The organism is Buttiauxella sp. S19-1, from assembly GCF_022134725.1.
Classification (GTDB): Bacteria; Pseudomonadota; Gammaproteobacteria; order Enterobacterales; family Enterobacteriaceae; genus Buttiauxella; species Buttiauxella ferragutiae.
In genome coordinates, this window is the sequence record NZ_JAHWLU010000063.1 from 18818 (window position 1) to 28069 (window position 9252).

Below are 9252 nucleotides of genomic sequence, written 5' to 3' on the forward strand. Positions count from 1 at the left end.
CAAAAATGAAATACCAATTTCCTGATAATTTTTGGTGGGGCAGCGCCAGTTCAGCACCACAAACGGAAGGCGAAACACTCGGATTTGGCAAAACGGCCACCATCTGGGATCGGTGGTTTAAAGAGCAACCGACCCGTTTCCATAACGGCGTAGGCCCGGCAGAGACTTCCACCTTCTACAAGAACTGGAAAGAAGATATTGCGCTGCTCAAAGCGCTTAATCACAACACTTTCCGTACCTCGATTTCCTGGGCTCGTCTAATTCCGGAAGGCCGCGGTACGGTCAATCAGGAAGCGGTGACCTTCTACAATCAAGTTATTGATGAATTACTGGCGCAAGGCATTAAGCCGTTCATCAACCTGTTCCACTTTGATATGCCAATGGTGATGCAGCAGCAAGGCGGCTGGGAGAATCGTGACGTTGTCACGGCTTATGCTGAATTTGCCAGCAAGTGTTTCGAATTGTTCGGCGACCGTGTAAAGCATTGGTTCACCTTCAACGAGCCAGTAGTACCGGTTGAAGGCGGCTATTTGTACGACTTCCATTACCCGAATGTAGTGGATTTCAAACGTGCAGCCACCGTGGCTTACCACACTATGATTGCGCACTCTCTGGCGGTGAAGGCCTACCACGAGCGTAACGACGGCGGCGAGATTGGCATTATCCTCAACCTCACGCCATCTTATCCACGCTCACAAAACCCGGCAGATGTGAAAGCGGCAAATATTGCTGACCTGATGTTTAACCGCAGCTTCCTCGACCCGGCGCTGCGTGGTGAATATCCGCAAGAACTGGTGGCGCTGTTGAAAGAACACGGCCAATTGCCAGTCTGCCAGCCAGAAGACAAAGCTCTGCTGGCGGCGGGTGTGGTCGATTTATTGGGTATCAACTACTACCAGCCGCGCCGCATCAAATGCCGCGACTCGCTAGTGAACCCTGACAGCCCGTTTATGCCAGAGTGGTTCTTCGAATCCTACGAAATGCCTGGACGCAAAATGAACCCGTACCGTGGCTGGGAAATCTACGAGCAAGGGATCTACGATATTCTCACCAATCTGCGTGAAAATTATGGCAACCCAAATTGCTATATTTCAGAGAACGGCATGGGCGTTGAGAACGAGCAGCGTTTCGATGAAAACGGCCAGATTCAGGATGATTACCGCATTGATTTTGTACGCGACCACCTGAAGTGGCTGCATAAAGGTATCAGCGAAGGCAGCAATTGCCTCGGTTACCACATGTGGACATTTATTGATAACTGGTCCTGGTGTAACGCCTATAAAAACCGTTACGGTTTTGTCTCGTTAAACCTTGAGACACAGCAACGCACTATCAAGAAAAGCGGTGAGTGGTATCGCACGACCGCTGCAGAAAATGGCTTTAACGACCGGACGTAATCTCAGCACTCGGGCCGCAAGGCCCGTTTCTGGCTGAGAAGTGGGAAACAAACTATGTCGAATATTAATGATGTTGCACGTCTTGCGCAGGTTTCCAAAGCCACGGTTTCGCGCGTATTAAGCGGCAGTCGCGGCGTCAAAGAAGAGAGTCGTCAGGCGGTTTTACGCGCCGCCGAAATTCTGAATTACACCCCTAATGCCATTGCGCAATCGTTGAGCAGCCAGTCGACGAACTGCATCGGTGTGATTTGTGCCACCGAACATATTCAGCAGTCTACCGGTTACCTGCAAGCGCTTGAAAAACAGCTCAATCAACATCACAAGCACTTGTTATTACGCTTCGCCAATGACCACAACAGCGTGGTACAAGCCGCTCAGGAGTTATCGAAGGGGTTATGCGACGCACTGGTAGTGGTCGGCGCGCGTTTCCCACTGCCGACGCTTGCTGACGACATCATGCTGATTGACTGCCTGAGCGGTGCCGAAAATTTCAGCGTTCAATGCGATCATGTTTTTGCCGCAGAAACCGCCGTGCACTATTTGTGTAACCAGCAACGGCGGCAAATCGCCTTAATCAACTTTGCCAGCGGAGAAGCGGCAGCGTTAACGCTCGAGGGTTATCACCAGGCGCTGCACAACCATGTGGTGCCTTTTAACCGCCAGTTAGTGATTGAAGATGAGTCATCAGTACGCATTGCGCTGCAACGTCTGATTAACCGTGGGGTGAAGTTTTCCGCCCTGTTAGTTACAGACGATACCCAGGCACAAGAAGCCGTGATGATGCTCAACCAGTACCAGTTAAAAGTGCCTGAACAAGTGATGGTATTTAGTCTGGATGGCTCCACCCGAATGCCTGGGTCGAACACCATTCCGGCGATTCAATACCCGCTGGAAAGTATGGCGCGTCGGGCGGTGGAATTACTGTTAGGGGAACGCCAGACCAGCGATGTGGTGCGCGGCAGTTTATTGATTGCGTAAGAATGTCGGATACGGCTCGAAATTGTAGGGTGGATAAGCCAAAGGCGTCATCCACCGTTTAATCCTTATTCCTTCGGTAACAGCGCTTCCAAAGTCGCTTCACGTTGTGCCAGCACACGCTCAACGGTATCGACAATCGCCTGCGTTTGCGGGTCGATTTCAATATTAATGCGGTTGCCCAATTTCTTGCTGCCTAATGTGGTGCGCTCAAGCGTTTCTGGAATTAAATGTACACAGAAACGTGAAGCCGTCACTTCGCCCACTGTCAGGCTAATACCATCGATGCCGATATATCCTTTATGCAGGATATATTTCATCAAGGTTTTATCGCGCATTTTAAACCAGATCTGGCGGTTATTTTCCGACGTCAGGATCTTCGCCACTTCTGCCGTGGTCATAATATGCCCCGACATCAAATGCCCGCCGATTTCATCATTAAATTTGGCGGCACGCTCGACGTTAACGCTGTCGCCCACCACTAACTCGCCGAGGTTGGTGATACGCAGCGTCTCTTTCATTAAATCAAAGCTGACGTGATTGCCATTGATTTGGGTGACCGTCAGACAACAGCCGTTGTGCGCCACCGATGCCCCAGTTTCAAGGCCTGGTAACATCGCATCTGGCATTGCGACAACGTGCGTACGGAAGTTAGGTTTCTCATCAATGGAGACCAGGGTTGCTGTGCCCTGCACAATACCTGTAAACATCGTAAAGCTCCTGGTAATTAACGGCAGCTGAAAATTATATGGCAGCACTTTAACAGTTGGAAAAAAACCTTGCCAGTCATCCGCGCTACCCCACCATTATTTGACTGGCGTATTCGTTTTCTCCCGCTACAATAGTCAGGCTATTTCCCCTGCTATTCCTATTTTCCTGCCTCTTCTGGCGGTCTTGTTGTCTATCTAATAACTAAAAATAATCAGGTGTATAAATGCAGAAGTACATAGTTGAAGCCCGCCAGTTGCTAGCGCTGGCGATACCCGTAATGCTGGCGCAAATTGCACAAACCTCAATGGGTTTTGTCGATACCGTGATGGCCGGTGGCTACAGCGCAACCGATATGGCCGCAGTGGCAATCGGTACCTCTATCTGGCTACCTGCGATACTTTTCGGCCATGGTTTGTTAATGGCTCTGACGCCCACCGTCGCCCAACTCAATGGTTCTGGCCGTCGTGAGCGCATTGCCCACCAGATTCGCCAGGGCTTTTGGCTGGCGGGCATCGTCTCGGCAATCATCATGATTGTGCTATGGAACGCGGGATATATTATTCACGCGACCAAGAATATCGACCCGCAACTTGCCGATAAGGCCGTCGGCTATTTGCGTGCGCTGTTGTGGGGTGTCCCGGGCTATTTGTTCTTCCAGGTGGCGCGTAACCAGTGTGAAGGTTTAGCGAAAACCAAACCCGGCATGGTGATGGGCTTTATCGGCCTGCTGGTCAATATTCCGGTCAACTACATCTTTATTTATGGCCACTTTGGCATGCCAGAACTGGGTGGTGTGGGCTGTGGCGTTGCCACTGCTGCGGTGTACTGGGTAATGTTCTTCTGCATGATCTCTTATGTGAAGAAAGCCCGCTCAATGCGCGATTTGAAGCTGGAAAAAGGCTTCATCAAGCCCGACTGGAAAGTGATGAAGCGCTTAACTCAGCTTGGGTTGCCGATTGCGCTGGCGCTTTTTTTTGAGGTAACGCTGTTTGCGGTTGTAGCATTGCTGGTTGCACCATTGGGGATTATTAACGTCGCCGGTCACCAGATTGCCCTGAACTTCAGCTCGCTGATGTTCGTATTGCCGCTGTCGCTATCAGCTGCGGTCACTATTCGCGTCGGCTTCCGTTTGGGCCAGGGTTCAACGCTTGATGCCCAAACGGCGGCATGGACGGGGATTGGTGTTGCAATGTGTATGGCGACGCTCACCGCTATTTTCACGATAGTGATGCGTGAACACATCGCCCTGCTCTACAACAGCAATCCGGAAGTGATTGCCCTGGCAGCACATCTGATGCTGCTGGCGGCGGTTTACCAATTGTCTGATTCTGTTCAAGTCGTCGGTAGCGGTGTGTTGCGTGGTTATAAAGATACCCGTTCGATTTTCTTTATCACCTTTATCGCCTATTGGGTTCTGGGCTTACCGAGTGGTTACATCCTGGCGCTGACCGATTGGGTGGTCGAACCGATGGGCCCGGCAGGATTCTGGACCGGTTTTATCATCGGTCTGACGTCAGCGGCAATTATGATGATGCTGAGGATGCGTTGGTTACAACGCCAGCCATCCGTGACAATTTTGCAGCGCGCTGCACATTAAACCCGAATAGCCGCCGTAATGGCGGCTATTTTTCCATCGAGTTGCGCAGATGCGCAGCAAACGAGTGAAATATGGAAGAAAATTGCGGTTTAACGCTTGCAAGGTTTAAGGGGTGCCGCTAATATTCGTCCCCGTTGTCACAGACAACACAGTGCGTCCGTAGCTCAGTTGGTTAGAGCACTACCTTGACATGGTAGGGGTCGGTGGTTCGAGTCCACTCGGACGCACCATTTTCTAGTTTTACTGCAATATGTAGTACCACAACACACAGTGCGTCCGTAGCTCAGTTGGTTAGAGCACTACCTTGACATGGTAGGGGTCGGTGGTTCGAGTCCACTCGGACGCACCATTCTTAAAGAAACATTCAAAGCTTCGTCCCTTTTCTAAAACATAAAAAAAACAACAAATGATCGACTACTCAGTGAAAAACCAGACCGAGTAATTTGTCGAGAACAATATTGACCAAAGCGATGGCAATCTTCTCAACACGGGCAGATGCCTCAATCTGAAGCGTGTTTTTATATTGGCGCAAAAGTTGATCTCTTGCATAAAGCAACGCTTCCAGTTCACTATCATTGAGTTCGCCCCGCGCCCGAAGCAACAACCAATACGTTATTTTTTCGCCTGTTTGCCTGATTACCGCGTCTGTTTCTTCCGCAGCGGAGAGCAGGAGATCCTTCAATTGTTCTTTAATGAGTACAACGGCCTCATCTTTGATTGAGTCAATGACATCATCAATATCTGACATTTTTTTGTCCCCTATTTTGTTTGATTACCCACGCGAGAACTTTCTCCGCGAATGGCAAGGTCGTAGTTTGGTTTAACGTTGTCAATTTCTTCCTTCGCAAAAACGACGCTAAATAACTTATTCTCCGTTATCGCTATTTCGCAGTTATTTTTGAATACGTTATCGAGGTAGCGGATGGCATGCAAACGTGACTCATCATGCTTGCCTGCCGCATATTCTGTCGCTTCGCGAAATTTAAGATCTCCGGCATCACAGGTTGCCTTTACTTTGGATTCATCGAATTTTTTTCCTGGTGCAACGGTATTGTCTTCCAGAAATTTGAGGTGAAATGCCTTCAAATTGGTGAAATTTTGGTAAGCGCCTGCGTCGTAGTGTGAAACAAATAAGGCACATCCATTTAGTAATAAAAGGGGACAGAGCAATACCAATATGCTGGGTTTGAAAAAAGTATCTAATCGCTGCATTTTTATTTCCTGCTTTGAACTCTCTCTGAACTCTGGTGAGTGCCATACCGATTATTTACCGACTGGCGAAGGTTTTGGCCCTGTGGAACGTACCTGCATCACGCGCTGAAGAATGTCGAACCAGAATGGTCCGCCAAGGGAGACTGCGAAAATAGTGACCAGCAACCCCGCGACTTTTGTCAGCCATCCTATAAAGTCATGCGGATACTCTTTCCAGCCAAGGGTGAATCCAGCTGACTGCAACTCGGAAACCGCACTGTCATATTTCGTTTCGGCTATTTTGACCTTTTCTTCTGCTTGCTGGACGCTGTCACCCTTTGCTTTATCGCGCAACGCTAGCTCGTTAGTCACTTTTTCATGAGCGATTGCCACCAGTTTTGCTCGGGTATCCGGATTTGAGGCCAGCAATGTCGAAAGGTTGATAGAGTCGATATTTCCGCTAAGGACCAGCACGGCGGCAACGATAAGCGTAGTGGTCTGCATTCTGCGTTTGTACCAGCCGGAGGCACGGTCCATCACGGCGTCAAACAGTTTAGCGACCGCATAGCGAAACCTGGCGGCATCATTACCTGTTTGTGTCACTAATGTTTCGAGGATCCCTTTAATACGATTTTTATCCACTGTATCCGGCAGTAGTTGCACCCCAGCCGCAAGTGTTGCCGTGGCCGCTCTTCCCACAATTAACGCTTCTACGACTCGTGCAACAAGATCCGGGGGAATATAAGAGGGGCGACCATTTTCACCTTTGCTGAGGGACTGAATCAAAGGGTGCTCAAAGAATTTGGTAATAAACGGCTGACCCGGTGCCAGGTCTCCTGAAAATAATTCTTTGAGTGCCGTTTCAAGATTTTGGCTACGAATACTGGCCCATGCGGAAATGGCCTCCACAATGGCAGTGCAGGCTATTCCGAACATGAAATACACGGTCATCAACCCAATCAGAACATCAAGCGTCTCCAGTCCAAACATTTGTATTCCTCACATCTGAGAGTGTTCGGTAAACCAACGCCGAAATCGTGCAGATTCCGCTCTCAGAATATGAATCAGATACAGGGATTGATCGTTAAGATGTTCGTCGTAGTTTCTGGCGGCTTATCAATCATAAGTCGCATCCCGTCAGGGATACTCGACATGGTAGATTCCTCGCTAAAACATACTTTCATGCCGCGTGTTATACTTACTCTAAGAATCATCTGCTCCAGGTGTTATTGATGAACCATATTGATAGTCCGGAAGAAAAACTGCATCCGATGCAGTCGCCGGAGACAATAGCGCTAGTTAAAAAACTGGATCCCTTTATTAATTACTCTCTTGCAAAACCGGGGAGTCGGTTCTATTTCCGTATCAATGGCGTTAAGCACTGTTATTTCTTACGTGCTGGCCTTGCGAAATTGCATCGTGACGAAGACGAGATCATGATGACCACCTTGCCCACTCCCTACCTGCTAGGTATTTCTAATCTTTCGGCGACCAATGATTCTGCCGGTTTGTTTATCGAAACCATCAATGAATGCCTGATTGCATCATTAACCATTGAAGAAGCGAAACAGCTGATCACCGAGCAAAATGCATGGGAATTGTTATCCGGGCATCTGACTAAAATAACCAGCAACTTATTTACCCATTACCGCAGAATGACTGCACCCAGCGCTTATGAAATTATCCGCTTTAAACTCCTCGAACTGATGCAGGAACCTCAGGCCATACGCGAATCCATTTCTGCGGCAAATTACATTTTGTACAGCAGCCATTTATCACGAAGTGCGGTGATGAAAATTCTCGCGCAGTTGAAACAAGGGAAGTATATCGAGATAGAAAATGGTGTATTGAAGTCAATCCACCACTTGCCGAAGAAGTACTGATCAGTTAAATAACAGCGGCAATTCAAACGCGAAAGTAACGCCCAGTTCACTCTCTTTTGTCGAGCTACCCTGCGTATAACCCACCCCACTGTTCAGTGTGATTTGCTTATACAGCGGCGTCTGCCAGCCCAGTTCGAGGCCCTTCAGCGTGTCTGAATGCGGGAAAGCCTGATTTATCGGTTGCGACAGGCGATTCACCCGCACCCAGACTGCGCGCGCGCTCAGCCGTTGTTGATTCGCCAGTACCAGTTCGAGTTTTCCCGAATAACGAGTACCGTCGCCGCCCATCGCCTCTCCCAGCGGCGAGCCCTGCTGGTAGTAACCCTGCTGATAGCAATAGTGGTAATAGATAATGCCGGTTTTCTGCATCCCTGAGCGGGTATCGGCCCCTTCGAGTGTCCAGTTAAGCTGGCTTTCACCCCACACATTTACGGCATGATGACCTTCTATTCCGGCAATAAAAGTATTGTGCGAGGGCAAAACGCCCGCCTGATCTTCACCCGTCACCTGCCCGTAAACGCTCAGTGGCAGGTCGATCAGCGGCGCGAGTTTCAGGCGAAAATCCACCCCGCCTAACTGGTCACCGGGATCTCTGTCCTGGCTACCGGTATTGTCACGGCCAATAAATGCATCGCCAAACGAGTGGAAGGTATTGGGCCGCCCTTTTCCGCCCCACATCATGATGCGCGAAGCCCCCAGATCCAGGGCGCTGAACGGGGAAATAGTCAAGCGACCGCCAATCAGCTTCGGTTGTTGCGGACGTTGATACTGGCGTAATTGCCCGGCCGATAGCTGATACTGCCAGCTTCCCAGCCACGACAACCACGGTGTTTCAAAAGGCGACTGGTCAGCGCGTTGCACTAAAAAGCCCACCACCGGGCGCGCCGCATCCGAGCGAATGGTGCTGCCGTCGTTACCCGGCCCCCACCATTGTGGGATTTCACCAAATGCCAGCCACTGATTAAACAGTTTCACCCCCGCGTAAGCGCCGTTAAGGTTGATGTTGGCAGAGTCCGCAATGTACTGATGGCTTTCAAACTGCGCCTGCAAATTCACATCCCAGAAATCACCATTGCTGGCAAGTGCCGCACCGATCCCATGTGCACTGGCAGGCGTGTCGGCAAAACCCTGGGGTAATGGCGGGTGGTCGGATTGCGTCCAGCCCTTTATTCTTACCGGGGCTTTCAGGAAAGCCAGGCGCTGCTCAACACGTTGAAGTACGGCCTGGTTTCCGGCACTGCTCTGCAATTTTGACTGTGAAATAGCGCGGGTTATTTCTTCCTGGCTTAACGGCCAGGTGGAAAGGTTAATGTGAATAACGTCCCTGTCCGCCAGCCAGGTCAGATCGCTGCGCAATTGCGCGTCATTACTGACAAGCCCTGCGGCAACGCTGTTACTGCAATAACAAACTAACGCCCAGCACAGACTCTGCCGGCATAATAGAGCCAGAGGTTTCATTGCCATTCCTTTGAATTATCGCCCTGAGAAAATCCTGTTT

Annotated in this window: 9 protein-coding genes and 2 tRNA genes; 6 read left to right on the top strand and 5 right to left on the bottom strand. The window is 50.0% G+C overall.

Annotation, left to right across the window (positions count from 1 at the left end; genetic code table 11):
• The first annotated feature begins 5 nt into the window (after window positions 1-5).
• Both MES37_RS14575 and MES37_RS14580 read left to right on the top strand, forming a co-directional pair.
• Entirely contained in the window at window positions 6-1397 is a 1392-nt protein-coding gene (locus tag MES37_RS14575; RefSeq protein WP_232885791.1) for a glycoside hydrolase family 1 protein, read from the top strand.
• Window positions 1398-1451: 54 nt separating this feature from the next.
• Window positions 1452-2375: a LacI family DNA-binding transcriptional regulator gene (locus tag MES37_RS14580; RefSeq protein ID WP_237931844.1), complete on the top strand. Its 924-nt coding sequence runs from the start codon at window positions 1452-1454 to the stop codon at window positions 2373-2375.
• A 65-nt stretch (window positions 2376-2440) separates the two neighbouring features.
• On the opposite strand, the gene MES37_RS14585 is transcribed toward MES37_RS14580, so the two are convergent.
• Window positions 2441-3082, bottom strand: a complete 642-nt coding sequence (locus tag MES37_RS14585) for a riboflavin synthase (RefSeq protein WP_064546223.1) — start codon at window positions 3080-3082, stop codon at window positions 2441-2443.
• A gap of 224 nt (window positions 3083-3306) precedes the next feature.
• Here MES37_RS14585 and mdtK point away from each other — a divergent pair, with 224 nt between their 5' ends.
• The 3 genes from mdtK (at window position 3307) to MES37_RS14600 (ending at window position 5029) form a co-directional block, all read left to right on the top strand.
• Complete coding sequence (mdtK, locus tag MES37_RS14590; RefSeq protein ID WP_121813591.1) at window positions 3307-4680, top strand: MdtK family multidrug efflux MATE transporter; 1374 nt, start codon at window positions 3307-3309, stop codon at window positions 4678-4680.
• 153 nt (window positions 4681-4833) lie between these two features.
• A tRNA-Val gene (locus tag MES37_RS14595) sits at window positions 4834-4910 on the top strand.
• 42 nt (window positions 4911-4952) lie between these two features.
• A tRNA-Val gene (locus MES37_RS14600) sits at window positions 4953-5029 on the top strand.
• Window positions 5030-5098: 69 nt separating this feature from the next.
• Here MES37_RS14600 and MES37_RS14605 read toward each other — a convergent pair.
• Genes MES37_RS14605 through MES37_RS14615 form a run of 3 tightly spaced genes read right to left on the bottom strand, consistent with a single transcriptional unit; the run spans window position 5099 to window position 6861 of the window.
• A complete protein-coding gene (locus MES37_RS14605; RefSeq protein ID WP_237931846.1) occupies window positions 5099-5428 on the bottom strand; it encodes a hypothetical protein in 330 nt (109 codons plus the stop codon).
• Between the two features lie 11 nt (window positions 5429-5439).
• On the bottom strand, window positions 5440-5892 hold the full coding sequence (locus MES37_RS14610; RefSeq protein WP_064546219.1) for a hypothetical protein: 453 nt from the start codon (window positions 5890-5892) through the stop codon (window positions 5440-5442).
• A 51-nt stretch (window positions 5893-5943) separates the two neighbouring features.
• Window positions 5944-6861 carry a hypothetical protein gene (locus MES37_RS14615; protein WP_237931847.1) on the bottom strand — a complete coding sequence of 306 codons (918 nt, stop codon included), beginning with the start codon at window positions 6859-6861 and terminating at the stop codon, window positions 5944-5946.
• Window positions 6862-7103: 242 nt separating this feature from the next.
• Between MES37_RS14615 and MES37_RS14620 the strand changes: the two genes are divergently transcribed.
• On the top strand, window positions 7104-7754 hold the full coding sequence (locus MES37_RS14620; protein WP_083963364.1) for a helix-turn-helix domain-containing protein: 651 nt from the start codon (window positions 7104-7106) through the stop codon (window positions 7752-7754).
• Here the strand turns inward: MES37_RS14620 and MES37_RS14625 are convergent, their stop codons facing one another.
• Window positions 7755-9212, bottom strand: a complete 1458-nt coding sequence (locus tag MES37_RS14625) for a capsule assembly Wzi family protein (RefSeq protein WP_237931849.1) — start codon at window positions 9210-9212, stop codon at window positions 7755-7757.
• Window positions 9213-9252: the final 40 nt, after the last annotated feature.

Bases quoted from the DNA above. Each gene is read 5' to 3' on its own strand.
- mdtK (WP_121813591.1), top strand. From the start codon at position 3,307: ATGCAGAAGTACATAGTTGAAGCCCGCCAGTTGCTAGCGCTGGCGATA.
- MES37_RS14620 (WP_083963364.1), top strand. From the start codon at position 7,104: ATGAACCATATTGATAGTCCGGAAGAAAAACTGCATCCGATGCAGTCG.
- MES37_RS14610 (WP_064546219.1), bottom strand. From the start codon at position 5,892: ATGCAGCGATTAGATACTTTTTTCAAACCCAGCATATTGGTATTGCTC.
- MES37_RS14615 (WP_237931847.1), bottom strand. From the start codon at position 6,861: ATGTTTGGACTGGAGACGCTTGATGTTCTGATTGGGTTGATGACCGTG.
- MES37_RS14625 (WP_237931849.1), bottom strand. From the start codon at position 9,212: ATGAAACCTCTGGCTCTATTATGCCGGCAGAGTCTGTGCTGGGCGTTA.
- MES37_RS14605 (WP_237931846.1), bottom strand. From the start codon at position 5,428: ATGTCAGATATTGATGATGTCATTGACTCAATCAAAGATGAGGCCGTT.
- MES37_RS14580 (WP_237931844.1), top strand. From the start codon at position 1,452: ATGTCGAATATTAATGATGTTGCACGTCTTGCGCAGGTTTCCAAAGCC.
- MES37_RS14575 (WP_232885791.1), top strand. From the start codon at position 6: ATGAAATACCAATTTCCTGATAATTTTTGGTGGGGCAGCGCCAGTTCA.
- MES37_RS14585 (WP_064546223.1), bottom strand. From the start codon at position 3,082: ATGTTTACAGGTATTGTGCAGGGCACAGCAACCCTGGTCTCCATTGAT.